The sequence below is a fragment of the Streptomyces niveus genome, assembly GCF_001723055.1.
Taxonomy (GTDB): domain Bacteria; phylum Actinomycetota; class Actinomycetes; order Streptomycetales; family Streptomycetaceae; genus Streptomyces; species Streptomyces niveus.
In genome coordinates, this window is the sequence record NZ_MDCR01000039.1 from 1 (window position 1) to 24111 (window position 24111).

The 24111-nt window shown below is 71.0% G+C and carries 17 protein-coding genes and 2 pseudogenes; 5 read left to right on the top strand and 14 right to left on the bottom strand.

The genetic code is table 11. The annotated features are described in order from the left end of the window. The coding region (locus tag BHU15_RS39995) for a hypothetical protein (RefSeq protein ID WP_438284956.1) at window positions 1–459 on the bottom strand (459 nt) is incomplete at both ends. Window positions 460–1114: 655 nt separating this feature from the next. On the opposite strand from BHU15_RS39995, the gene def reads away from it, so the two are divergent. After that, a complete protein-coding gene (gene def / locus BHU15_RS05465; RefSeq protein ID WP_069626122.1) occupies window positions 1115–1657 on the top strand; it encodes a peptide deformylase in 543 nt (180 codons plus the stop codon). 7 nt (window positions 1658–1664) lie between these two features. On the opposite strand, the gene BHU15_RS05470 is transcribed toward def, so the two are convergent. Continuing rightward, window positions 1665–2324 carry a TetR/AcrR family transcriptional regulator gene (locus BHU15_RS05470; protein WP_069626123.1) on the bottom strand — a complete coding sequence of 220 codons (660 nt, stop codon included), beginning with the start codon at window positions 2322–2324 and terminating at the stop codon, window positions 1665–1667. A gap of 153 nt (window positions 2325–2477) precedes the next feature. Here BHU15_RS05470 and BHU15_RS05475 point away from each other — a divergent pair, with 153 nt between their 5' ends. Continuing rightward, window positions 2478–3707 (top strand): acyl-CoA dehydrogenase family protein, encoded by a 1230-nt coding sequence (locus BHU15_RS05475; RefSeq protein ID WP_069626124.1) that lies wholly within the window; start codon window positions 2478–2480, stop codon window positions 3705–3707. Window positions 3708–3772: 65 nt separating this feature from the next. On the opposite strand, the gene BHU15_RS05480 is transcribed toward BHU15_RS05475, so the two are convergent. The 5 genes and pseudogenes from BHU15_RS05480 to BHU15_RS05495 all read right to left on the bottom strand — a co-directional run. Next, window positions 3773–4282 (bottom strand): excalibur calcium-binding domain-containing protein, encoded by a 510-nt coding sequence (locus tag BHU15_RS05480; RefSeq protein WP_079127915.1) that lies wholly within the window; start codon window positions 4280–4282, stop codon window positions 3773–3775. Window positions 4283–4475: 193 nt separating this feature from the next. Continuing rightward, window positions 4476–4964 carry a glutathione peroxidase gene (locus BHU15_RS05485; RefSeq protein WP_069626125.1) on the bottom strand — a complete coding sequence of 163 codons (489 nt, stop codon included), beginning with the start codon at window positions 4962–4964 and terminating at the stop codon, window positions 4476–4478. 53 nt (window positions 4965–5017) lie between these two features. After that, window positions 5018–5890 carry an acyl-CoA thioesterase gene (locus tag BHU15_RS05490; RefSeq protein WP_069626126.1) on the bottom strand — a complete coding sequence of 291 codons (873 nt, stop codon included), beginning with the start codon at window positions 5888–5890 and terminating at the stop codon, window positions 5018–5020. A gap of 37 nt (window positions 5891–5927) precedes the next feature. Further along, a pseudogene (locus BHU15_RS41095) lies at window positions 5928–6777 on the bottom strand (DUF3516 domain-containing protein); the annotation flags it as partial. 2 nt (window positions 6778–6779) lie between these two features. Then, window positions 6780–8448: pseudogene (locus BHU15_RS05495) on the bottom strand (DEAD/DEAH box helicase); the annotation flags it as partial. 160 nt (window positions 8449–8608) lie between these two features. Here BHU15_RS05495 and BHU15_RS05500 point away from each other — a divergent pair. Then, the gene (locus BHU15_RS05500; RefSeq protein WP_069626127.1) at window positions 8609–9400 is read left to right on the top strand and encodes a metal-dependent hydrolase; all 792 of its coding nucleotides are present in this window, start codon (window positions 8609–8611) and stop codon (window positions 9398–9400) included. 120 nt (window positions 9401–9520) lie between these two features. Here the strand turns inward: BHU15_RS05500 and BHU15_RS05505 are convergent, their stop codons facing one another. After that, on the bottom strand, window positions 9521–11311 hold the full coding sequence (locus BHU15_RS05505; RefSeq protein WP_069626128.1) for an ABC transporter ATP-binding protein: 1791 nt from the start codon (window positions 11309–11311) through the stop codon (window positions 9521–9523). After that, window positions 11308–13173 carry an ABC transporter transmembrane domain-containing protein gene (locus BHU15_RS05510; protein WP_069626129.1) on the bottom strand — a complete coding sequence of 622 codons (1866 nt, stop codon included), beginning with the start codon at window positions 13171–13173 and terminating at the stop codon, window positions 11308–11310. Before BHU15_RS05510 ends, BHU15_RS05505 begins: the two co-directional genes overlap by 4 nt. A 236-nt stretch (window positions 13174–13409) precedes the next feature. On the opposite strand from BHU15_RS05510, the gene BHU15_RS05515 reads away from it, so the two are divergent. Beyond that, window positions 13410–14552 (top strand): AI-2E family transporter, encoded by a 1143-nt coding sequence (locus BHU15_RS05515; protein WP_069626210.1) that lies wholly within the window; start codon window positions 13410–13412, stop codon window positions 14550–14552. A gap of 11 nt (window positions 14553–14563) precedes the next feature. Here the strand turns inward: BHU15_RS05515 and BHU15_RS05520 are convergent, their stop codons facing one another. The 4 genes from BHU15_RS05520 to BHU15_RS05535 all read right to left on the bottom strand — a co-directional run bounded on the left by BHU15_RS05520 (window position 14564) and on the right by BHU15_RS05535 (window position 21817). Continuing rightward, a complete protein-coding gene (locus BHU15_RS05520; RefSeq protein ID WP_069626130.1) occupies window positions 14564–15568 on the bottom strand; it encodes a helix-turn-helix transcriptional regulator in 1005 nt (334 codons plus the stop codon). A 149-nt stretch (window positions 15569–15717) separates the two neighbouring features. Beyond that, window positions 15718–19500: a S8 family peptidase gene (locus BHU15_RS05525; RefSeq protein WP_069626131.1), complete on the bottom strand. Its 3783-nt coding sequence runs from the start codon at window positions 19498–19500 to the stop codon at window positions 15718–15720. 207 nt (window positions 19501–19707) lie between these two features. After that, complete coding sequence (locus tag BHU15_RS05530) at window positions 19708–21192, bottom strand: Gfo/Idh/MocA family protein (protein WP_069626132.1); 1485 nt, start codon at window positions 21190–21192, stop codon at window positions 19708–19710. Between the two features lie 154 nt (window positions 21193–21346). Further along, window positions 21347–21817, bottom strand: a complete 471-nt coding sequence (locus BHU15_RS05535) for a MarR family winged helix-turn-helix transcriptional regulator (RefSeq protein ID WP_023543281.1) — start codon at window positions 21815–21817, stop codon at window positions 21347–21349. 103 nt (window positions 21818–21920) lie between these two features. On the opposite strand from BHU15_RS05535, the gene BHU15_RS05540 reads away from it, so the two are divergent. Continuing rightward, window positions 21921–23768 (top strand): NovA family novobiocin export ABC transporter, encoded by a 1848-nt coding sequence (locus BHU15_RS05540; protein ID WP_069626133.1) that lies wholly within the window; start codon window positions 21921–21923, stop codon window positions 23766–23768. 62 nt (window positions 23769–23830) lie between these two features. Here BHU15_RS05540 and BHU15_RS05545 read toward each other — a convergent pair whose 3' ends face one another. Next, entirely contained in the window at window positions 23831–24016 is a 186-nt protein-coding gene (locus BHU15_RS05545; RefSeq protein WP_023543284.1) for a hypothetical protein, read from the bottom strand. Window positions 24017–24111 lie beyond the last annotated feature (95 nt).

Sequence of the window (24111 nt, forward strand, 5' to 3'; positions counted from 1 at the left end):
CCGTAGGGGTGGTGGTGGGGGCGGTGGGGCAGTCCGCGAGGCGGCGGATCACCAGATCGCGGTCGACGGCCACGGAGGCCGCGTCGTCCGCGCTCACGCCCAGCGAGTCGTAGAGTCGGCCGAGCGAGGACGCCATCGAGCCGAGCAGGCCCGCCGAGTCCCCGAGGTCGGAGCGCCGTACGACGCTGCGGACCCCGACCGTGCCGGCGACCTGGTCGCTGATCGCGGTCAGCCGCGCGGTGTCGAACGACTCCGAGAAGCCGCCGGTCAGGACCACGGTGGCGGGCTCGTACGCGAGCGCGACGACGGTGACCAGATGGGCCAGCGCGCCGTGCACCTCCGCCAGCAGCGGTGCGTACGTCTCCGGGTCCGCGAACAGGGCGCGCGCGGTGGGCACATCGACCCCTCTGCCGCGTGCGTACGCCACCAGGTCGGCCCCGGACAGCAGATCGCGCAGGCNNCGGTGTGCAGGGGGACGCCGTCGCCGTGCCGGGTGACCAGATCGGTGATCCGGCCGGCCACCCAGGCGGCGAGTCCGTCAGCCGTCGCGTCGCGCGGTGTGGTGTCCCGGCTTCGGATGAGGGCCCGGCCGAGCGCGTCCGCCACCACGATCCGGCAGTTGGTGCCGCCGAGGTCGACTCCGCAGACCAGAGCGGAACGGTGGTTGAAACTCACGGACGTCGACTGTCTGCCGGGGCCTTCCCGGAGCACCCGGACACCCTCCAGCGCGAGGGACTCGGCCATCAGGTCGTCCACGATGCGAAACACCGTGGCCCGGCTCAGGCCGGTCTCCGCGATGAGCCGCTGACGGTCCATGTCCGCGCCGGAGAGCAGGGCCGCGATCACGGCGCTGCGGTTGGAGGTGCGGGGGAGCGAGGTAGTTGCCACAATTCCTCTCACTCTGAGATTAATTCGGTGGCGCAACTTTAAGCACAGGTGACCGATGAAAACCAGACATGCGGCGCATCACGTTCCGGTAAACGCCCCCCGTGCGGTGCCCGTACGGCAACGGGGCCCCAGGTCCGACGTACGCTGGCGCGATGGCGACGATCGAACGCGCGGACGGCGCGGCGGACTTCACGGCGGACCGCGCCGCGGACTTCACGGCGGACCCGTGCGAAACCGGCTGATCCCCGGCAGCACCGGACGGGTCCGTCCCCTGCGGCTGCTCGGCGACCCCACCCTGCACAGCCCCTGCGACCCCGTCACCGACTTCGGGCCCGGACTCGCCCGGCTGGTGGAGGACCTGTTCGCGACGATGTACCGCGCGAACGGCGTGGGTCTCGCGGCGAACCAGATCGGCGTGCCGCTACAGGTGTTCGTGTACGACTGCCCCGACGACGAGGACGTCCGTCACCTCGGGCACGTCGTCAACCCGCGGCTCGTCGCGACGGACGGCGTCACCGTACGGGGCGCCGAGGGCTGCCTCTCGCTGCCCGGCCTCGAAGCGGGCACGGAGCGTGCGGACGTCGCGGTGGTGGAGGGTGTGACGGCGGACGGCGCGCCCGTACGGATCGAAGGCGCCGGATTCTTCGGCCGCTGCCTCCAGCACGAGTGCGACCATCTCCAGGGCATGGTGTACCCGGACCGGCTGACGGGCCTGCGCCGGGCCAGGGTCCTGCGGGCCGCGCGGCGCGCGTCCTGGAGCCGGAGTTAGGGAGGGCTCAGAGCCCCGGGCTGCCCGCGCGGTCGTCCACCAGCGCCAGCCTGCCCCACAGCAGATCGGCCAGACTGCTCACCAACTGCGCGCGTGAGCAGGGGCGTTCGCCGAGCCACCAGTCGCCGGCCGCGTGCATCATGCCGACGATCCCGTGGCCCCAGACGCGCGCCAACTGCGCGCTGTCCGGCCCGAGATCGACCCGCTCCTCGATGACGACGGCCAGCTCCTCGCCGAGCCGGCGCAGCAGCGGGGCCGAGTGGCGGCCCACGTCGAAGCCCTGCTCGGGGAGTTGGGCGTCGGCAGTGGCGGTGTTGTCGGCCGGGTGCATCAGGAACCGGTACACCTGGGGGCGCGCCTCGATCGCCGCGAGGTAGGTGTCGAGCGTGGCCTCCACCCGCGCGCGGCGGTCGGCGGGCGCGTCGAGCGCCGCCTTCAACGCGCTGAGCAGCGCGTCCGTATGACGCTTCGCCAGGGCGCGGTAGAGCCCGCCCTTGTCGCCGAAGTGGCGGTAGAGAATCGGCTTGGTGATACCGGCCTCGGCCGCGATGGCGTTCATGGAGGCTTTCGGCCCGTCACGCAGCACGACCCGGTCGGCGGCCTCCAGGAGTTGACGGCGCCGCTGATGGGCCGAGCGGTGCTGGTCGGTCTGCTGTGTGGTCCCCATGGGTGTCTCCCCGCCCGAGCGATTCCGTGACGCCCCGGCAACGTAACACCAAGCCCGGCGTCCTCGCAGATCAGCCCGCCGCAGGTTGACATCCTCTACTTGCCGGTAACAGACTGTTGTTACCGTAAGTAACAGCAGTGCTGGAGGAAGACGATGGCCGAGTTCAGCTTCGAACTCAACGACGACCAGAAGCAGGTACGCGACTGGCTGCACGGTTTCGCCGCCGACGTCATCCGCCCGGCGGCGGCCGAGTGGGACGAACGGGAGGAGACTCCCTGGCCGGTGATCCAGGAAGCCGCCAAGGTCGGTGTCTACTCACTCGACTTCTACGCGCAGCAGTACTTCGACCCCACGGGCCTGTCCATCCCCATGGTCATGGAGGAACTGTTCTGGGGCGACGCGGGCATCGGCCTGTCCATCGTCGGCACCGGACTCGCCGCAGTCGGCGTCCTCGCCAACGGCACCGACGAACAGATCGGCACCTGGATACCCCAGATGTACGGCGACGTGGACGACGTGAAGGTCGCCGCGTTCTGCTCCTCCGAGCCCGACGCCGGATCGGACGTCGCGGCGATGCGCACCCGCGCGGTCTACGACGGGGCGAAGGACGAGTGGGTGCTGAACGGCACCAAGACCTGGGCCACCAACGGCGGCATCGCGAACGTGCACGTCGTCGTCGCCGTCGTGGACCCCGAGGCCGGCTCCAAGGGCCACGCCTCCTTCATCGTCCCGCCGGGCACGCCCGGACTCTCCCAGGGCCAGAAGTTCAAGAAGCACGGCATCCGCGCGTCGCACACGGCCGAGGTGGTCCTGGAGGACGTACGCGTCCCCGGACACTGCCTGCTCGGCGGCAAGGAGAAGCTGGACGAACGCCTCGCGCGCGCCCGCGAGGCCCGCAAGGGCGGCAGTGGTGAGCGCGTGAAGAACGCGGCCATGGCGACCTTCGAGGCGTCACGCCCCGCCGTCGGCGCCATGGCGGTGGGCACGGCCCGCGCCGCGTACGAGGTGGCACTGGACTACGCCAAGACCCGCACCCAGTTCGGCCGCCCCATCATCGACAACCAGGGGGTCGCCTTCCCCCTCGCCGACATGCGCACCCGCATCGACGCGGCCCGGCTGCTGGTCTGGCGCGCGTCCTGGATGGCGGCCACGGGCAAGCCCTTCACGGCGGCGGAGGGCTCGATGTCGAAGCTGTACGCGAGCGAGACGGCCAAACAGGTCACGGCCCAGGCCCTCCAACTCCTCGGCGGCAACGGCTTCACCCGCGAATACCCGGTGGAGCGGATGCACCGCGACAGCGCGATCTACACGATCTTCGAGGGCACGAGCGAGATCCAGCGCCTGGTGATCGCGCGGACGCTGTCGGGGATGCCGATCAGGTAGGGCCCCCGCGCCGGCCGCCGGGCAGGCCGCGAGCGCGGGCCGTCCGGCGGCCGAGGGCATGCGTGTCACTCGCAGCCCACACCGTCCCCGTCGCGGTCCAGGTGCGAGCCGTAGCCCGGGTCGCCCGAGCGGATCGGGTCCGCGCCCGCCGCGCGGACGGCCGTGCAGTTGGCGTAGTACGTCGAGCCGCCTCCCGAGCCCCCGGTGTCCGACCCGCCCGACCCGCCGCTGTCGCCGTTGTCGTCGGCGGCGGGCGCGACCGTGACGCGCACGGTCTTCGTCTTGGTGACGGTCGGCGCGGGCTCGGGCGTGGCCGTCACCGTCTCGGTCACCGCCGGCTCGGGTGTGGCCGTCGCCGTGGTGGTCACCGTCGCGGCCGGAGCGGGCTTCGCGTCGGCCGCGTTCTTCGTCCCCGCCGTGTCGTCCGCCGCGCCGATCCCGACGCCCAGGAGGAACAGCACCGCCAGCAGCGGCAGCAGCACCCGCTTCCGTGTCCACTTCGGCCGGCCCGGCGGCGGCGTCGGAGGCCCGACGTACGGGTTCGGACCGGGCGCGCCAGGTGGTGAAAAGCTCATGTGTCCCCCAAGGACCGCTTCGTCGGGGCATGACCGTAGCCGCGCGACTTGCCCCGTTGTACGCACGTCGCTCCGGTTGTGTCGAAACCGTGATGAAGGCGTGGGCGCATGGTGGATGCAGGCGTGCGAGGTCCGGACACACCGATGCCCGGCCCCACTGGCACGGGCCGGGCATGATGGTGAAGAGCGGGCGCTACGCCGGGAGTTGGGCCTCGATCGCCGTGATGACCTCCGGGGACTCCGGCTCCGTGCGGGGGCGGATGCGGGCCGCGACCTCGCCGTCGGGGGAGATCAGGAACTTCTCGAAGTTCCACTGCACGTCGCCCGCCTCGCCCGACGCGTCCGCCCGCTCGGTCAGCGCGCGGTACAGCGGGTGCCGGTTATCGCCGTTGACCTCGGACTTCTCCAGCAGCGGGAAGCTCACGCCGTACGTCGTCGAGCAGAACGTCTCGATGTCCTCGGCGCTGCCCGGCTCCTGGCCCCCGAACTGGTTGCAGGGCACGCCGAGGACGGTCAGGCCGCGGTCGGCGTACGTCTGCTGGAGCCGCTCCAGGCCCTCGTACTGCGGAGTGAGGCCGCACTTCGACGCGACGTTCACCACCAGCACCGCCCGGCCCTTGTACGCGGCCAGGGACGTGGGCTCACCGGTCAGGGTGCGCAGCGGGATGTCGTACAGAGTCATCAAGGTCTCCTCGGAGCAAGTCGGGTCTCCCCCTGTCCGTCCATTGTCGCGCCTCAGCCGCCGAGCTTGCGGAACAGCCCCTCCTGGACGACCGAGACCAGCAGCCGGCCCGAGCGGTCGTAGATACGGCCCCGGGCCAGCCCGCGCCCGCCCGTCGCGATCGGTGACTCCTGGTCGTACAGGAACCACTCGTCCGCGCGGAACGGCCGGTGGAACCACATCGCGTGGTCCAGCGACGCCATGTCGTACCCGCGGGGCCCCCACAGCGGCTCGACCGGGATACGGACCGCGTCCAGCAGGGTCATGTCGCTCGCGTACGTCAGGGCGCACGTGTGCACCAGCGGGTCGTCGCCCAGCGGACCCACCGCGCGCATCCACACCGCGCTGCGCGGATCCGCGTCCCTGACCTCGTCCGGCGTCCACCGCAGCCGCTCCGCGTAGCGGATGTCGAACGGCTGACGCCGCGCCATCCGCTGATACGCCTCCGGCAGCCCGCCCAGATGCTCACGCACCTCGTCCGCCACCGTCGGCAGCGACTCCGGGTCCGGGAAGTCGAGGCGCGGCGGCAGCTGGTGCTCGAAGCCGCCCTCCTCCGCGTGGTGGAAGGACGCCGTCAGATTGAAGATCGTCCGGCCCTCCTGCACCGCCGTGACCCGGCGTGTCGTGAACGACCGGCCGTCCCGCACCCGTTCGACCTGGTACACGATCGGCACACCGGGCCGCCCCGGCCGCAGGAAGTAGGCGTGCAGCGAGTTGACCGGGCGGTCGCCCTCCGTGGTCCGCCCCGCCGCCACCAGGGCCTGGCCGGCGACCTGGCCGCCGAAGACCCGTTGCAGCGATTCGTCGGGGCTGCGCCCGCGGAAGATGTTGACCTCGATCCGCTCCAGATCGAGCAGATCGACCAGCCGCTCGGCGGGGTTCGTCATCGTGTCCGTTCTCCAGAGTCGTGAGATGCCGGGGGGCTCAGCGCGCGGACAGCGCGCCCACGGAGGTCACCCGGACCACGGCCCGGCCCTCCTCGTCCGACGCGGCGAGATCGACCTCCGCGCTGATGCCCCAGTCATGGTCGCCGTTCGGATCGGCGAACGACTGCCGGACCCGCCACAGACCGTGCTCCGGATCCTCCTCGATACCGAGCAACTTCGGGCCGCGCGCGTCGGGACCGGTGCCCAGCTCCTCGTACTCGTCCCAGTACCCGTCCATCGCCTCGCCCCAGGCGTCCGCGTCCCAGCCCGACTCGGCGTCCAGCTCGCCCAGTTCGTACGTCTTGTCCAGCGCCGCAAGCTCCACCCTGCGGAACATCGCGTTGCGCACCAGCACCCGGAAGGCACGCCCGTTCGCGGTGACCGGCTTGACCTGGTCGGCCTTCTCCTGGGCCTGCTCGGCGGTCTCGATCTCCGGGTTGGCCAGCTGCTCCCACTCGTCCAGCAGGCTGGAGTCGACCTGCCGCACCATCTCGCCGAGCCAGGCGATCAGATCCTCCAGATCCTCCGACTTCAGATCGTCGGGGATGGTGTGCTCGAACGCCTTGTAGGCGCTCGCGAGATACCGCAGCACGATGCCCTCGGTGCGCGCCAGCTCGTAGTGCGAGGTGAACTCCGTGAAGGTCATGGCCCGTTCGAACATGTCACGGATGACGGACTTCGGCGACACCGGATGGTCGCCGACCCACGGATGGCTGGTGCGGTACACCTCGTACGCGTGCCACAGCAGCTCCTCCAGCGGCTTCGGGTACGTGAACTCCTGGAGCCGCTCCATCCGTTCCTCGTACTCGACACCGTCGGCCTTCATCTGACCGATCGCCTCGCCGCGCNNGCGCGGCGAGGATCTGCCGGGGATCGTCGAGTGTCGACTCCACGACGGAGACCATGTCCAGCGCGTACGAGGGCGAGCCCGGCTCCAGCAGTTCGAACGCGGCCAGCGCGAACGTCGACAGCGGCTGGTTGAGCGCGAAGTTCTGCTGGAGGTCGACGGTGAGCCGGATGATCCGGCCCTCCTCGTCCGGCGTCTCAAGGCGCTCCACCACCCCGCCGTCCAGCAGCGACCGGTAGATGGCGATCGCGCGCCTGATGTGCCGCAACTGCTGCTTGCGCGGCTCGTGGTTGTCCTCCAGGAGATGGCGCATCGCGTCGAAGGCGTTGCCCGGCCGCGCGATGACAGACAGCAGCATGGTGTGGGTGACCCGGAAGCGGGAGGTCAACGGCTCGAGATCGGAGCCGATCAGCTTGTCGAACGTCGTCTCCGACCAGGCCACGAAGCCCTCGGGCGCCTTCTTGCGGACCACCTTGCGGCGCTTCTTCGGGTCGTCGCCCGCCTTGGCGAGCGCCTTCTCGTTCTCCACGACATGCTCCGGCGCCTGCGCGACGACGAAGCCCGCCGTGTCGAAACCGGCCCGCCCGGCCCGGCCCGCGATCTGGTGGAACTCACGGGCGCGCAGCGTGCGCACACGCGTCCCGTCGTACTTGGTGAGAGCCGTGAACAGCACCGTACGGATGGGGACGTTGACGCCGACGCCGAGGGTGTCCGTACCGCAGATCACCTTCAACAGACCTGCCTGCGCCAGCTTTTCGACCAGGCGGCGGTACTTCGGCAGCATTCCCGCGTGGTGCACCCCGATGCCGTGGCGTACGTAACGGGAGAGATTGCGGCCGAACTTGGTGGTGAAGCGGAAGTTGCCGATCAGATCGGCGATCCGGTCCTTCTCCTCGCGCGTGCACATGTTGATGCTCATCAGCGACTGCGCGCGCTCGACGGCCGCCGCCTGGGTGAAGTGCACGATGTAGACCGGCGCCTGACGGGTCTCCAGCAGTTCCGTCAGCGTCTCGGTGATCGGCGTGAGGCGGTACTCGTAACTCAGCGGCACCGGGCGGGTCGCCGACCGTACGACGGAGGTCGGCCGGCCCGTACGCCGGGTCAGATCCTCCTCGAACCGCGACATGTCACCGAGCGTCGCCGACATCAGGACGAACTGCGCCTGCGGCAGCTCCAGCAGGGGGATCTGCCAGGCCCAGCCGCGGTCCGGCTCCGCGTAGAAGTGGAACTCGTCCATCACGACCTGGCCGATGTCGGCGTGCTTGCCGTCGCGCAGCGCGATGGACGCCAGCACCTCCGCCGTGCAGCAGATGACCGGCGCGTCGGCGTTCACGGACGCGTCGCCGGTCAGCATGCCGACGTTCTCCGTACCGAAGAGCTTGCACAGGTCGAAGAACTTCTCCGACACCAGCGCCTTGATCGGGGCGGTGTAGAAGGTGACCTTGTCCTGGGCCAGCGCCGTGAAGTGCGCACCCGCCGCGATCAGGCTCTTCCCGGAGCCGGTCGGGGTCGAGACGATCACGTTGGCCCCGGAGACCACCTCGATCAGCGCCTCCTCCTGAGCCGGATAGAGCGTGATGCCCTCGCCCTCGGCCCATGACGAGAAGGCCTCGAAGAGGGCATCGGGGTCGGCTTCCGGCGGCAGCTGATCAATAAGGGTCACGCCCCCCATCTTGCCTGCCTTCGGCCCCGATGAGGGAACCGGACGACCGGCCGAAGATCACTGACGATACGCTGATCCGTCAACTGGGCCCCGCCACAACGGCGGTGAGCCCTTCGGTACGTGTCACCACGGCGACGACGGGGCGGGGAACGATCATGCGGGGACGACGATGATGGGACCGGCGCACTCCCTGTCGGGCGCGGCGGCCTGGCTGGGGGTCGGAGCAGCGGCGGCGGCGGCCGATCGCGCCATGCCCTGGCCGGTGCTGGTCGTCGGCGCGCTGATCTGCGCGGGGGCGGCGCTCGCGCCCGACCTGGACCACAAGTCGGCGACGATCTCGCGGGCGTTCGGGCCGGTGTCCAAGGCGCTGTGCGAGATCGTCGACAAGCTGTCGTACGCCGTCTACAAGGCGACGAAGAAACCCGGTGACCCGCGCAGGACCGGCGGCCACCGCACCCTCACCCACACCTGGCTCTGGGCCGTCATGATCGGCGGCGGCGCCTCGGCGCTCGCGATACTCGGCGGCCGGTGGGCGGTGCTCGCGCTGCTCTTCATCCATATGGTGCTCGCCGTCGAGGGGCTGCTCTGGCGGGCGGCCCGGATGTCGAGCGACATCCTCGTCTGGCTGCTCGGCGCGACGAGCGCGTGGATCCTGGCGGGTGTGCTGGACAAGCCGGGCAACGGCTCGGACTGGCTCTTCTCGGCGCCCGGCCAGGAGTACCTGTGGCTGGGACTCCCGATCCTCCTGGGCGCGCTGGTGCACGACATCGGCGACGCGCTCACTGTGTCGGGGTGCCCGATCCTGTGGCCCATCCCGGTGGGGCGCAAGCGCTGGTACCCGATCGGGCCGCCGAAGGCGATCCGGTTCAGGGCCGGGAGCTGGGTGGAGCTGAAGGTGCTGATGCCGGTGTTCATGTTGCTCGGCGGGGTGGGCGGCGCGGCGGCGCTGAACGTGATCTGACCGGGTGGGGGCGGCGTCGGCGACGTACGTGTCGTCGTACGCGCCCACCACCCATGACGCGTCCGGGCGAGCCCCCCGCGCCCGCCCGGACGCCGCTCACAGCACGGCCCCGACCGCTCCTCAGCCGTGCCAGGACCGCCACAGCGCCGCGTACGCGCCGTCCGCAGCCACCAGCTCGTCATGACTGCCCAGCTCGCTGATCCGGCCCTCCTCCACCACGGCGATCACATCCGCGTCGTGCGCCGTGTGCAGCCGGTGCGCGATGGCCACGACCGTACGGCCGTCCAGCACCTTCGCCAGCGACCGCTCCAGATGCCGGGCGGCACGCGGGTCGAGCAGCGACGTCGCCTCGTCCAGGACCAGCGTGTGCGGGTCGGCCAGGACCAGCCGCGCCAGCGCGATCTGCTGCGCCTGCGCGGGCGTGAGCGCCGTACCGCCGGAGCCGACCTCCGTGTCGAGCCCGTCGTCCAGCGCGCGGGCCCAGCCGTCCGCGTCGACCGCGCCGAGCGCCGCCCACAGCTCGGCGTCCACCGCGTCCGCGCGGGCGAGCCGCAGATTGTCGCGCATCGACCCCACGAAGACGTGGTGCTCCTGGTTGACCAGTGCGACATGGCCGCGCACCCGCTCGGCGGGCATCCGCGACAGCTCGGCCTCGCCGAGCGTGATCCGGCCGGTGCGCGGGGCGTAGATCCCGGCGAGCAGCCGCCCCAGAGTGGACTTGCCCGCGCCGGACGGTCCGACCAGCGCGACGCGGGTGCCGGGAGCGACCTCCAGCGTCACCTCGTGGAGGACGTCGATGCCCTCGCGGTAACCGAAGTTGACCCGGTCGGCATGGACGTCCCGGCCGTCCGGCACGACCTTCTCGTCACCGTCGTCCGGCTCGATCTCGCGTACGCCGACCAGCCGGGCGAGGGACACCTGTGCCACCTGCAACTCGTCGTACCAGCGCAGGATGAGACCCACCGGATCGACCAGCATCTGCGCGAACAGCGCGCCGGTCGTCAGCTGCCCGACGGTGATCCAGCCCTGGAGGACGAAGACACCGCCGCCCACCAGCGTCGCCAGGAAGATCGTGACGTGGGTGAGGTTGATGACCGGGAAGAGCACCGACCGCAGCCAGAGGTTGTACCGCTCCCACGCCGTCCACTCCTTGATGCGCCGGTCGGACAGCGCCACCCGGCGGCGGCCGAGGCGGTGCGCCTCGACCGTCCGGCCCGCGTCGATCGTCTCCGCGAGTACGGCGGCGACCGCCGCGTACCCGGCGGCCTCCGAGCGGTACGCGGCCGGCGCCCGCCGGAAGTACCAGCGGCAGCCCACGATCAGCAGCGGCAGTGCCACCACCACCGCGAGTGCCAGCGGCGGCGCGGTCACCGCCAGCGCGCCGATCAGCAGCCCCGCCCACACGACGCCGATCGCCAGCTGCGGCACTGCCTCCCGCATCGCGTTGGCCAGGCGGTCGATGTCGGTGGTGATCCGGGACAGCAGATCGCCGGTACCGGCGCGCTCCAGGACACCGGGCGGCAGCCGTACCGACCGTACGAGGAAGTCCTCCCGCAGGTCGGCCAGCATCTCCTCGCCGAGCATCGCGGCGCGCAGCCGCATCATCCGGGTGAAGACGGTCTGGATGACCAGCGCGCCCGCGAAGACGACGGCGGTGCGCTCCAGATGGAGCTCCTTCACCCCCTTCGCGCCGTCGGACAGGTCCTCGACGACGCCGCCGAGCAGGTACGGCCCCGCCATGGAGGCGATCACCGCGACCGCGTTCACCGCGATGAGCAGGGCGAACGCCGTACGGTGCCGTCGCAACAGCTCCACGACATAGGCCCGTACGGTCGCCGGGCGGGCGACGGGCAGGGTCGTGGCCGACTCCGGTGCCGCCGGGTCGTACTCCGGTGGTGCCACGCCGATCATGCGGATTCCTCGATCTCTTCCAGCTGTTCCCGTGCGGCGAGAGGGGTCGGCTTCAGCGTGCCGCCGTCGCTCGTGATCTCGATCTCTGTCCCCGTACCTGTCCCTGTCCCGGCCTCGGCGTCCGTCCGGCGCGTGACGACGTCCTGATAGCGCGAGTCCTCCCGCAGCAGCTCCCGGTGCGACCCGGTGGCCGCGACCTTCCCCTCGTGGACGAACACCACGGTGTCCGCCTGGTCGAGCAGCAGGGGCGACGACGCGAACACGACCGTCGTACGGCCGCCGCGCAGTCGCCGTACGCCTTCCGCGATCCGCGCCTCGGTGTGTGAGTCCACGGCGGACGTGGGCTCGTCGAGGACCAGTACCTCAGGGTCGGCGACCAGCGAGCGGGCCAGCGCGAGCCGCTGGCGCTGCCCGCCGGAGAGCGACCGGCCGCGCTCGGTGATGCGCGAGCGCAGCGGGTCGCCGCTGCCGTCCACCGACGCCTGGACGAGCGCGGCGAGCACGTCGTCGCACTGCGCGGCGTCCAGCGCGGCCTTCGGCTGCACGGCGCCGGACGCGGGCACGTCCAGCAGCTCGGTGAGGGTGCCGGACAGCAGCACCGGATCCTTGTCCTGTACGAGGACGGAGGCGCGCGCCGCGTCCAGCGGAAGGTCGTCGAGCGCCACCGGACCCAGCAGTACGGACGGGAGCTTCTCCTCGTCGGCCGCGTGTCCGCCCAGCCGCTCGGCCAGCCGTCCGGCCGCGTCGGGGTCGCCGCACACGACGGCGGTGAGCTGCCCGGCGGGGGCGAGCATGCCGGTCGCCGGGTCGTAGAGGTCACCGGTGGGCCGGGTGTCGTCGAGTCCGCCGCGCTCGTCCTCGTACGAGGTCCGCTCCAGCCGCAGCACACGGGCCGCGCGCGTCGCCGAGGGACGCGAGAAGGAGTAGGCCATGGCGATCTCCTCGAAGTGACGGAGAGGGAAGAGCAGCAGGGTGACCGCGCTGTACACCGTGACCAGTTCGCCGACCGAGATCCGGCCGTCGCCCGCGAGGAGCGCGCCGTACCAGACCACCGTGATCAGCAGAACGCCCGGCAGGAACACCTGAATGGCCGAGATCAGCGCCCACATACGGGCGCTTCGGACGGCCGCCTCGCGGACCTCCTGCGACGCCGCCCGGTACCGCGTGAGGAAGAGCTCCTCGCCGCCGATACCGCGCAGCACCCGCAGTCCGGCCACCGTGTCGGCGGCCAGCTCGGTGGCCCGGCCCGCCTTGTCGCGCTGGATGTCGGCGCGCTGGGTGGCGCGGGGGAGCAGCGGCAGCACGGCCAGGGCGAGTACCGGCACGCCGATGGCCACGACCGCGCCGATCGACGGCAGATACAGCACGAGGCCGACGCAGACCACGACGACGGCGATGGCGGCGGCCAGGAAGCGCGACAGCGCCTCGACGAACCAGCCGATCTTCTCGACGTCGCCCGTCGACACGGCGACCACCTCACCGGCGGCGACCCGGCGGGTCAGCGCCGAGCCCAGCTCGGCGGTCTTGCGGGAGAGCAGCTGCTGGATGCGGGAGGCGGCGGTGATCCAGTTGGTGACCGCCGCGCGGTGCAGCATCGTGTCGCCGACGGTGATCGCGGCGCCGAAGAGGGCGATGACGACACCGGCCAGCGCCAGCCGCCCGCCCGAACGGTCCACGACGGCCTGCACGGCGAGCCCGGCGCCCAGCGGCAGACCGGCGACGCCCAGTTGGTGCAGCAGCCCCCAGGAGAGCGATTTGAGCTGGCCACGCAGCTGATTGCGGCCGAGCCAGTACAGGAAACGCGGTCCTGACCGGGCATCGGGTGTCCCGGGATCGGGATACGGAAGATCGCGAATCTGCATGACGTCCCAGTGAGTCGTGGATGGCCCAAACCGTGCAAGGTTGTCCTTCGGGAACGGCCGGGGGCAATCGATTATTCGCTTCTCGGCCACACGGCGAACGGCCCGGGCTCGACGTGATCACCCAATTCGCCGACCGTCTCGCGGAGTTGCTCGCGCGGCGTGCGTAGCCTCGGTGGGCACCGGCCGTCCCCTGCATGCGGACAGCGGCGTGTCGCGGTACCCGTAGGGTGACGTCCGTGTCTGTCACGTTGAGTTCAACAAAGACTCGCGCCGCGCTGCGTACCTCGGCCCGAGCTTCCGTCGAAATGCTGGTCATCCTCGTCATGGCGGGGGTGACTCTGTGGCTTCTGGGGCGGATGTGGTCCGTCGTGTGGCCGCTGATAGTCGGCCTGCTCCTGACCACGCTGACCTGGCCGCTGGCCCGGTTCCTGCGTCGGCACGGGTGGCCGCCGGCCCTGGCCGCCTCCGTGGTGATGGTGCTGTTCCTGGCGGCCGCTGTGGGCGTCGCGGCGCTGATCGCGGTGCCGGTGGCGTCACAGTCGGGTGAGCTGGCGACGGGGGTCGCCGACGGCATCGACAAGGTGCGGGAGTGGGCGGCCGGGCCGCCGCTGAACATCGACGACGACGAGATCACCGGCGCGCTGGACTCCGGGATGGCGCGTCTTCAGGACAGTGTCGGCAGCATGGTCACCACCGTCGTCACGGGCGTCAGCACCGTGGTCAACGGAGTCGTGACCGCTGTCCTCGCGCTCTTCCTGATGTTCTTCTTCCTCAAGGACGGGCCGAAGTTCCTGCCGTGGCTGGCCCGTCAGCTGCCCGGCCGACTCGCCACCGACATCCCGGTGGTGGCCGCCCGCAGCTGGGACACGCTCGGCGCGTTCGTACGGTCCCAGGCGTTCGTCGGTCTGCTCGACGCGGTGTTCATCGGGCTCGGCCTGTGGATCGTGGACGTACCGCTCGTACTCCCGCTGGCGGTGCTGACGTTCGTCTCCGCGTTCGTGCCCGTCGTCGGTGCCCTGTTCGCCGGTCTGGTCGCGGTGCTCATCGCGCTGGTCTCGAACGGCCCGACGGACGCGCTGATCGTGCTGGCGGTCATCATCGTCGTGCAGCAGCTGGAGGGCAATGTGTTCCAGCCCATGATCCAGAGCCGGGGGCTGGGTCTGCACGCGGCGGTGGTCCTGCTGGCGGTGACGCTCGGGGCGAGCCTGGCGGGCATCGTGGGCAGCCTGCTCGCCGTACCGATCGCCGCGCTGATCGCGGTGGTCTGGAACTACGTACGCGAACAGCTCACCGACCCGGAGCCGGAACCGGAGCCAGACCCTGCGCCGGACGAGGACCCCGCGCCGGACCCGGCACCCGCCACCGCCCCGGCCTCGTAGAACGCCCCCGGTCACAGCCAGCCGCGCCGGGCCGCCTGCCAGGCGAGCTGCATCCGGGTGGTCGCTCCGGCGAGATCCATCATGTGCTGGATGTGGCGCTGCACGGTGCGCCGGCTCAGTCCCACCTGGGTGGCGATCGCCTTGTCGGCGACCCCCGCGACGAGCAGTGACAGGAGCCTTCTGTCGATGGACGACAGCGGCTCGGGCGCCCCGGCCCCGTCGGTTCCGACGACCGCGCCCGAGCCGTCGACCTCCAGCGGGACGGCGTCCTCCCAGTACCGTTCGAACAGGGCGATGAGCGCGGCCAGCAGACTGCTGTCCCGCACCAGCGCCGTGGTCGGTTCGTCCGGGCTGCCGTGCGGCCCGCCGGGAACCAGCGGGCAGATGGCGATCGCGCGGTCGGCAACGGCCAGGCGCAACGGCAGATGCGGCACCGACCGGGCCAGCTCCCCGGCGCGTACGCCCTCCACGACGTTGTCCACCGCGCCCTCGTCGTCGAAGAACGCCTTCTCGTAGAGCACCCGGTAGGTCACCCCACGGCCCAGCGCTTCGAACTCCGCGTTGTTGCTGCCCGAGGGCATCGCCACGTACTGCGCCTTGCAGAACCAGAGCATCTCGTCGCGCGCGCTCGCCTGGATCTGCCGCAGATGCTGGCGCAGCGCCTCGCCGCCGGTGATGACCTCGATCAGCCCGCCCGGGTCATGCCGGCGCGCGGCGTCCCGGTACGTCTCCAGAAGACTGGTGACCTCGATACGGGCGAGGTCCAACGCGTCGGCGTTGCGCTTCAGATGGGGAGTGAGCGCCACGTCCGGGGGAGTCGGCCGGTACCGGCGCGGCAGACCGTCGGTGTGGCTGGCCATGCCCTTGGCGGTGAGACCGGTCAGCACGTCACGGGCCTCCGCGACGTCCGCCCCGAGCCGGTCGGCGACCTCAACGGCGGTGAGCGGGCCCGTCGTTATCAGCAGCCGGTACACGGCTTCCTCGACTGCGGTTACCCCGGCGGCCTCCAGCGCCACGGCGCCCTCCTGAGACCTTGGCCCCCATGCGCTCACATTCACGCACCTTCTAATGATTCATACCGTACTGCATCGGTGTAGAGCACACCGGTGGGCGGGTGCTCGCCGCAACCCGCCCACCGGTGCTCGGAAACAGAACCCCTCTCCCGCTATCCGCGGTGCAGGTAGGCGCGTTCGACCGTCTGCCGGACACGGTTGCCCGAGGAGTCCTCGGCCGTGACGCGCAGCGTCACGTACGCGTCGCCCCGCTGCCGGTCCGGCCGGTCGATCCGCGCCGAGAAGCCGTCGGAACCACGGGACTTGACCGTCGCCCGCTCCCAGCTCCTCCCGTCGTTGTAGCTGGCCTCGACCTTGACGGTGACTCCGCGCGGCCTCGGCAGCCCGTCCTGGGCGCGGACGGTGAGCCCGACCGTGTGCGAGCGGCCACGGCCGACCGCGTTGTGCGCGTCCACCGGTACGTCGTAGTCGAGTTGGAGCAGCGGCAGGGTCGTCGCCCCGCCGGCCGCGCCGGAGCGGAACGACCACGACGTGTCGGTGGCGGTCGCGTACGCCCACTCGGGCGACTTCCGCGACGTCGTCAGGTCCAGCCGGTAGTCGGCCGCGCCGGACGGCACCGGGAAGTCGGTCCAGGCGCTGTCCGCCTCGGCGGCCTTCTTCCCGTCGCGGTAGAGCACGGCCGCCGCCGTGTCACCCTTCTCGCCGTCGTCGGCCGTACCCGACACGCCGATCCCGTCACCCACCACCAGCCGCGACCGGTGCCCGGCAGTCGAGTCGGTGAACTCCGGTATCCGCAGCGACAGTACGTTCCCCTCCCGGACCGACGGCGTCCGCGTGCCACGGGGAATGGACGGCCGGACCACGGCACCCTGCCAGGTCTCGGCCACGCGCTCGCCCGGCCGGTAGGTCCGGGCCGTGTCGCCCATGCCCACGATCAGCGGCATGTCCATGTCGAAGGTGGTCTCGTGGTGCACCATGTGCCGCCAGTCGGTGTCCCCGGCGCTGACGTACTCGGTGCGTTCGATGCCGGTCGCCACATGGCGGGTGTACTGGTTCCACGAGGCGTCCTGGTACGGGCGCCGGGCGAAGCGCTGCTCCGATGCCCACGGCGAGCCGCCGTTGTCCGCGTAAGTGCTCCGTACGATCGCGCTGTTGCGCTCCGACACCGTGTGCACCACCCGCCGCGGAATCCCCTGCGAGGAGACCTGCATGACGTCGTAGAGGTACGGGCTGCGCGCGGTGCCGCCGAACCGCACCGTGGTGGCGCGCCTGTCGATCCGCTTCAGCAGCTCCGCGCCCGCGCTCGCGCCGATCCGCACGGTGGGCAGCGCCAGCCGTTCGCCGTCGGGCCGCCAGCGGGTCCAGGCGATGTCGGAGTCGTGGACGAGCATCACGCCACGGGCGCCGGCGGCTGCCGCCTTCGCGACGAGGTCCCGTTCGCTCTCGCCTTCCTTGTTGGTCACGACGGCGAGCTTCCCGCGTACCTTCCCGAACTTCGGGGCCTTCGCGTCGCCCGCGTCGACCGCGGTCAGGCGCTCGCCCCGCTCGTCGAAGAGGGCCGAGGACGGCATGTAGTAGGCGCCGAGGTCGATATCCGTGCCGGGCACGGCCGTTTCGAGGAGAGGCGCGGTGAGCTGCCAGCGGGAGGCGAACTCGAACGTGCCCTCCGTGACGGTCGAAGTGGGGCTGACATACAGGCGCTTGGCGACGTCGAAGTACATCGTGCCCTGGATCAGGCCCTTTCCGTCGATCTTCCGGTACGTCTGGTAGCTGAGGATCCCGCGCTGCTCGGCGGGCCGGGGCGTGCGGATGTCGACCAGGGTGGTGCGGCGTGCGTCGAGCGTGACGGTCATGTCCTTGGTGACCTTCACCTCGGGCAGGACGACATGGCGCAGTTCCTCGCCGTCCGACGCCATGTCCAGGGAGGAGGTGTTGACCTGGTACGTGCCCTCCTCGACCTCGGCGACGGCCGGGTCCGTGCCCGTGTACCCGACGAATCCCTTGGCGCCCCAGATCGTCGGCAGCGCCTGGACCCGGTTGCCCTTGTGGTCGACGGTGTTGACGGTCAGCTTGTGGGTGGGGCCCTGGACGATCAGGCTCAGCGTGGTGTGCACGGGGGCCGAACCGTCCGACGGGGTCGCGGTCACGTAACCGTAGTAGTCACCCTGCGCCGCACGCGCGGGCTCCACGGCGAGGGGCACCTGCGCCGTCGAGCCCGCCGGGACGCGTACGGAGTCCGAGCCCGGCCGCACCGCGCCGTCGGCCGGTTCACGGCCGCCGCCGGTGGCCAGCTTCACGGCGAGTGCCAGCGTGACCTCCTTGTCCGAGGTATTGGTGTAGCGCAGCGTCGCGGTGCGCGTCTGACCGTCCCCCGCCTCGAAGGGGCCGAGGGCGACGGTGCCGGTGGCGGTCACCGCGCCGAGCGCGGCCGCGGCCAGGTCGATACGCCCGCCGCCCTGTTCGGTGACCTGCTGGCCGGCGATCGTACGGGCGGTGCTGACCAGCGCGTCCTTGAGCTGCGCCGCCGACCAGTCGGGATGCCGCTGGGCGAGCAGCGCCGCCGCTCCCGCGACATGGGGAGTGGCCATCGACGTGCCCGACGCGGCCGTGTAGCCGTCGTCCACCGGGTCACCCATGCCGGTGCCCGTCGCGCGGGCCGCGACGATCCCGACTCCCGGAGCCGTCACGTCGGGCTTGACTGCCTCGTCGCCGGACCGGGGGCCACGGCTGGAGAACTCGGCCAGCGAGTCGTCCCGGTCCACCGCTCCGACCGTCAGCGCGGCATCCGCGGCGCCGGGGGAGCCGATGGTCCCGCTCCCGGGGCCGCTGTTGCCCGCCGCCACGACGAAGAGCGCGCCGCTGCTCTCGCTCAGCTCGTTCACCGCGAGGCTCATGGGGTCGGTGCCGTCGCTCGGGGCGTCCGAGCCCAGGCTCATGTTGACGACCTCGGCTCCCTTCGCCGCGGCCCACTCCATCCCGGCGATCACCTGCGACTCGGAGCCGAAGCCGTCGTCGCCGAGGACCTTGCCGATCATCAACTCGGCCGCGGGCGCGACTCCTTGACGGGTGCCGCCCGACGCCTTCCCGCTGCCGCCGACGATGGAGGCCACATGCGTACCGTGGCCGAAGCCGTCCGCCGTTCCGGAGCTGCCGGAGAAGTCCTCGGCGGCGGCGATGCGGCCCGCGAGGTCGGGGTGGGTCTGGTCGGCGCCGGTGTCGAGAACGGCGACCTTGACGCGCTCACCGCGCAGACCGGACTTCCATACGTCGGGCGCGCCGATCTGGGCGGTGCTGCGGTCCAGCGACGCGCTGACCCGCCCGTCGAGCCACACCTTGGGGACGGCGTCGAGGGCGGCGCTGTTGATGGACGGCCCGGCGGGCGCCAACTGTTTCCAGAACGCGCCGAGGTCGGCGGGGGAGACCCGTACCGCCCGTGCGTCGATGCTCTCCAGGCGCCGGACGGCCGAACCGTCGTCGGCCAGGGCCGTGAGGCGTCGCACCGTGGCTTCGGCCTTCTTGCCGGACTCGCTCACGATCAGCGGGAGCGCGGAGGTGTGCGCCTCGTCGTACCGCTGGGCGACGAGCGAGGTCACGTCGAACAGCTTGCGGTCCAGCCGGCCGGCGGAGACCAAATCCCCGGCGTCCGAGGGCAGAACGGTGAGCCGGCCGTCCTGTTCGAGAGTCTGGAAGATGATGCCGCCGCGGCCCGGGCCCGGCTCGACCGAGACGATCGGGCCACCGGCGTCGTCCTTGCCGAGAGTGACCCGGTCACCGGTGATCAGGCGTACAGAGGCGGCGCTTTCCGGGGCGGCCGAGCCGCTTGCCGATGGCCTGTCCTGTGCGCCGCCGGGGGAGGAGGCCGACACGGGCGCCACGGCGCCGGCGGCCAGGGTCAGTCCCACCGATACCGCCGCCACGAGGGGGATCCGTCTCATCTGGTCCCATGCCTTCCGTTGTGCGAAGCGAGAAATTCACGTGCTGCACAGAATCCGTTGGCGGCGGACGGGTGTCACTGAATTCCGGTGGCACAGGTGGGACATGTCCCAACGACGACAGGCGCGGGACCAGGGAATGTGCCGGATCGCGACCGAGCCCGGCGCGTCAGGGACGCACCGGGCTCGGGGGAACTCCGAAGACACGGCCTACGGTTCGGACGGCTTCTCCGAGTCCGTACCGGGCCGGGACTTCTTCCACTCGCCACGGGTGAAGTCCGGGATCTGCTGCGGCTTGCCGTTCGCCTTGATGGACGCGTGGCTCAGCGGTACGGGGGCGGTCCAGGTCGCCGCGTCGTACACGTCGAAGTCCGGCACGAGGCCGAGGCGGACGCATTGCATCAGGCGGAAGACCATGATGTAGTCCATCCCGCCGTGCCCGCCCGGCGGGTTCGCGTGCTCCTTCCACAGCCAGTGGTCCCAGTCGGCGTACGCGGCGAAGTCGCCCCACTCGTCGTTCGCGTGGTCCGGCTCGATGTAGATGCGCTCCGGATAGTCCTCGAAGACGCCCCTGGTACCGCCGAGACTGTTGATACGGCTGTACGGGTGCGGCGTCGAGACGTCGTGCTCCAGGCGGACGACCCGGCCCTTGGCCGTCTGGACCAGACTGATCGTCCGGTCGCTGCTGACGTACGTCTCCTTCCAACTGGCGTCGCCCGGCGGCATGTTCTCCTCGCGGTACTGGGCGAGGCCGAGCGCGGGCGTGCCCATGCTGGTGATGCTGACGGCGCGGTCACCGCGGTTGATGTCCAGGTAGTTGGCGACGGGGCCGAAGCCGTGGTTCGGGTAGAGGTCGCCGCGCAGCCGGGTGTGCCACAGCCGGCGCCAGGGGCCTTCGTAGTAGTCCGGGTCGAACATCAGGCCGCGCAGGTCGTGGTTGTACGCGCCGGCGCCGTGCAGCAGATCGCCGAACAGGCCCGCGTGCGCCATCCGCAGGACGCGCATCTCGTTCTTGCCGTACGCGCAGTTCTCCAGTTGCATGCAGTGACGCCGGGTGCGCTCGGAGAGGTCGACCAGCTTCCACAGCTCGTCGAGCCGCATCGCGACCGGACACTCCACGCCGACGTGTTTGCCGTTCAGCATCGCCGTCTTGGCCATCTCGAAGTGGAAGTCCCACGGAGTGGCCACATACACGAAGTCGACGTCGCCGCGCGCGCAGAGCTGTTCGTAGTCGTGCTCGTCCTTCGTGTAGACGGCGGGCGCGGGCTGCCCGGCCTTGACGACCTTGGCGGCGGCGCTCGCGGCCTTGTCCCGCACCGTGTCGCACAGGGCGACGACCCGGACGCCGGGCACCGCGAGGAACAGGTCGATCATGCTGCCGCCGCGGTTGCCGAGGCCGATGATGCCGACGCGGACCGTGGAGCGTCTTTCGAAGGGCACGCCGGCCATCGTGCGGCCCTGGCGCTTCGGTGCGGCGGACTCGTCGGACTCGGCGGCGGGGACGGCGGTCTGCGCGGCCTCCGGGACGGAGGCGGAGGCGGTGCCGGTCCCGAGGGCGGAGAGTCCGAGCCCGGCGCCGGCGACTCCCGCCGTCGTACGGAGAGCGGAACGGCGGCTCATCGAGCCGCCGTTGTCCTTCTCCCCGGTGCCCTTCGCCTCGTCCTGGCCGGGGTTCTGCGGTGCTGCGTCGTTCATGAAGCCTCCAGAGGAGCTGACGTGCGCGGCGGAATTGAACCTCGGGAAGGACCTTGGTAGTTGGGACCGGTGATGCGCAAGGGGCCCGTTTGGACTCTTCGATCGGGCCCTTGGACTCTTCGCCGCGCAGGTCGGCGCGGTGGCCGGAACCCGCTCAGCAGCGCCGGTCGGGCACGCCGTCGACCGGCCCGCCCACGAGCGCCGACAGCAGCCCGCCGAGCACGTCGCGCTGGTCCGCCGTCAGCGGGGCCAGGATGTCCTCGGCGGCCGACCTGCGCGCGTCGCGCAGCGCCCGCAGCACGCCCCGCCCCGTCTCGGTCAGCTCGATCCGGATCACCCGCCGGTTGGTCGGGTCGGGGGCGCGGCGGACGCAGCCGCTCGACTCCAGGCCGTCGACCAGGCTCGTCACCGCGCGGGGGACCACTTCGAGGCGCTCCGCGAGATCCGCCATCCGCGGCGGACTGTCGTAGAAGGCGACCGTGCGCAGCAGTCGCGACTGCGCGGGGGTGATCCCGATCGGCTCCAGATAGCGCTTCTGGACGCGGTGGAGTCGGCGGGTCAGCCTCAGGAGCTGTTCGGCCAGCAGGCCGTCGGCATCGGGCGTGCCGGCGTCGGGGGTGGTCATGGCGGAATAATAACAGGACTACGTACATTGTGAGGATAGGTAACAGTGAGCTATGCTCCTCCACGTGTTTTCCTCACCCCCTGAAGCCCTCTCGAAGGAGCCCATGAAGTCCGCACTCTCGACCTGGAAGCCCTCGGACCGGCCGCCGGATCCGACACTGCCCGAGCCGCCGGCCCAGCTGCGCCGCATCTTCCGGCTCTTCCGCCCGTACCGCGGCAGGCTCGCCGTCGTCGGCCTGCTCGTCGGCGCCTCGTCGCTGGTGGCCGTCGCCTCGCCGTTCATGCTGCGCGAGATCCTCGACACCGCGATCCCGCAGGGCCGCACCGGGCTGCTCAGCCTGCTCGCCCTCGGCATGATCCTGACCGCCGTCCTCAGCAGCGTCTTCGGCGTCGTCCAGACCCTCATCTCCACGACGGTCGGCCAGCGCGTCATGCACGACCTGCGCACCGCCGTCTACGCGCAGCTCCAGCGCATGCCCCTCGCGTTCTTCACCCGCACCCGCACCGGTGAGGTCCAGTCCCGGATAGCCAACGACATCGGCGGCATGCAGGCGACCGTCACCTCAACCGCCACGTCGCTGGTCTCCAACCTCACCGCCGTCATCGCCACCGTCGTCGCGATGCTCGCGCTGGACTGGCGGCTGACCGTCGTCTCGCTGCTCCTGCTGCCGGTGTTCGTCTGGATCAGCCGCCGCGTCGGCCGTGAGCGCAAACGGATCACCCTGCAACGGCAGAAGCAGATGGCCACGATGGCCGCCACGGTCACGGAGTCGCTGTCGGTCAGCGGCATCCTCCTCGGCCGCACGATGGGGCGCGCCGACTCGCTCACCAGATCCTTCGCCGAGGAGTCCGAGCGACTCGTCGACCTGGAGGTCCGCTCCAACATGGCCGGGCGGTGGCGGATGTCCGTCATCGGCATCGTCATGGCCGCCATGCCCGCCGTCATCTACTGGGCGGCCGGCTTCGTCCTCCAGTCCGGCGGCACGGTCGTCTCCATCGGCACACTCGTCGCCTTCGTCTCCCTCCAGCAGGGCCTCTTCCGCCCGGCCGTGAGCCTGCTCGCCACCGGCGTGCAGATGCAGACGTCCCTCGCGCTCTTCCAGCGCATCTTCGAATATCTCGACCTGCCCGTCGACATCACCGAACCCGAGCGTCCGGTGGCCCTCGACAAGGTCCGGGGCGAAGTGCGCTTCGACGGCGTCGACTTCAGTTACGAGGAGAAGGACGGCAACACCCTCCACGGCCTGGATCTGACCGTCCCGGCCGGCGGCAGCCTCGCCGTCGTCGGTCCCACCGGATCGGGCAAGTCGACCCTGAGCTATCTCGTGCCGCGTCTGTACGACGTGACGGGCGGCCGGGTCCTGCTCGACGGCGTCGACGTACGCGACCTGGCCTTCGACACCCTCGCCCGCGCGGTGGGCGTCGTGTCGCAGGAGACGTATCTCTTCCACGCCTCCGTCGCCGACAACCTCCGCTTCGCCAAACCGGACGCGACGGACGAGGAGATCGAGAAGGCGGCCAGGGCCGCCCAGATCCACGAGCACATCGTCACCCTGCCCGACGGGTACGACACACTGGTCGGCGAGCGCGGATACCGGTTCTCCGGCGGCGAGAAACAGCGCCTCGCGATCGCCCGCACCATCCTGCGCGACCCGCCCGTCCTCGTGCTGGACGAGGCGACGAGCGCGCTCGACACCCGTACCGAACACGCGGTCCAGCAGGCCATCGACTCCCTCTCCGAGGGCCGTACGACCATCACCATCGCCCACCGGCTCTCCACGGTGCGCGACGCCGACCAGATCGTCGTCCTCGACGCCGGTCGCATAGCCGAGCGCGGCACGCACGAGGAGCTGATCGACCGGGACGGCAGGTACGCGGCGCTCGTCCGCCGGGACGGCGCGCCGGCGCCCGCGCCCGTGCCCGCCCGGGACGAGCGCGTGGGCGCCGCCTGACACGCACGGCAGCGCCGCCGCTCCCTGGGACGGGAAGCGACGGCGCCGGTGGTGCGGGTGTGTCAGACGAGCCAGCCGACGAAGTGGACGAGACCGGCGAGCAGGTTCGTGATGACGTTCATGTGGGGCGTTCTCCTTGTGAAGATGTACAGCTGGGACAGCGCGGTCGCGGTCTGCAGCCCGTCGCTTGCGCACCGTAAGCATCTGTTGTCGCAGGGGAGTTGTGCCAGGAATCCCGTTGCGATCACACGTTCCAGCGAACACCCGCTCCCACGTTCGTGTGTTCGTGTCGTCGGTGAACGCTTGGCGTCGCCCTGTGCGGGCTGCCGGAATCTGCCCTTTG